General features: G+C 74.7%; 1 protein-coding gene. It reads left to right on the top strand.

All coding sequences use genetic code 11. From position 1 onward, the window contains the following. The first annotated feature begins 219 nt into the window (after window positions 1–219). Window positions 220–1035 (top strand): alpha/beta fold hydrolase, encoded by an 816-nt coding sequence (locus tag AAHZ94_RS34410; protein ID WP_349997604.1) that lies wholly within the window; start codon window positions 220–222, stop codon window positions 1033–1035. The last annotated feature ends 88 nt before the right edge of the window (window positions 1036–1123 follow it).

The following is a 1123-nucleotide window of genomic DNA, read 5'->3' as shown; positions in this document are numbered from 1 at the left end:
CCCCCGGGCGTGGGGGGGGGGGTGTCTCTGATACCCCCGGGGGGGGGGTCGGCTACCGTGACCCCCACCTGCCCCCCCCCGTGGCGGGGGGGGGCGGGGGGGGGGCGGCGCCCCCCCCCGGCATGGCCCGCCAGCCGGCGCCCCGTGGCGTCATCCCGGCCGGCGGGCCATCCGTCTGTCAGCGCGCCGATACGGCGCGGTCACCAGAGGAGGAACGCGATGCCGGTCGCTGCGGTGAACGGGATACGGCTCAGCTACGACGACCGGGGCACCGGAGAACCGGTGGTCATGATCCAGGGGACCGGCGGCAGCCGCACCGTGTGGGAACTGCACCAGGTGCCGGCCCTCACCGACGCCGGCTTCCGCGTCATCACCCTGGACAACCGGGGCATCCCGCCGACGTCCGAATGCGCCGAAGGGTTCACCCTCGACGCCATGGTGCGCGACGTGGCGGCCCTCATCACCCATCTGGACCTCGGCCCCTGCCGGGTCATCGGCACCTCGCTCGGCGCCTTCGTCACCCAGGAACTCGCCCTGGCCCACCCCGAACTCCTGCGCCAGGCCGTCCTGATGGCCACCCGCGCCCGCAGCGACGTCCTGCGCTCGGCGATCACCGAGAGCGAGATCGACCTGTACGACGCGGGCACCGAACTCCCGCCCCGGTACGCGGCCGTGGTGCACGCCCTGAAATCGCTGTCGCCGCGCACCCTGGCCGACGACACGGCGATGGCCGACTGGCTCGACCTCTTCGAACTCATCGGCCCCACCGGCCCCGGCCAGCGCGCCCAGATGGAGGTCAGCAAGCTCGGCAACCGGCTGGCCGCCTACCGCGAGATCCGGGTCCCGTGCCAGGTCATCGCCTTCGCCGACGACCTGATCACCCCGCCGCACCTGGGCCGCGAGGTGGCCGACGCCATCCCGGACGCCAGCTACGAACTCATCGACGGCTGCGGTCACTACGGCTACCTCGAAGACCCGGCCACGGTGAACGAGACGATCGTGGAGTACTTCACCCGGGCCCTGGTCGCCGACTGACGGGGGCCGCCGTCCCCGGCGAGGGGGTGCCAGGAGCCCGGGGGGGGGGGGGGGGGGGGGCGGGGCGCCGCGCCCGCGGCGGCGCCGC

This window comes from Streptomyces sp. HSW2009, assembly GCF_040240285.1.
In the GTDB taxonomy this organism is placed as follows: domain Bacteria; phylum Actinomycetota; class Actinomycetes; order Streptomycetales; family Streptomycetaceae; genus Streptomyces.
This window is presented reverse-complemented; position numbering and strand designations above follow the sequence as displayed.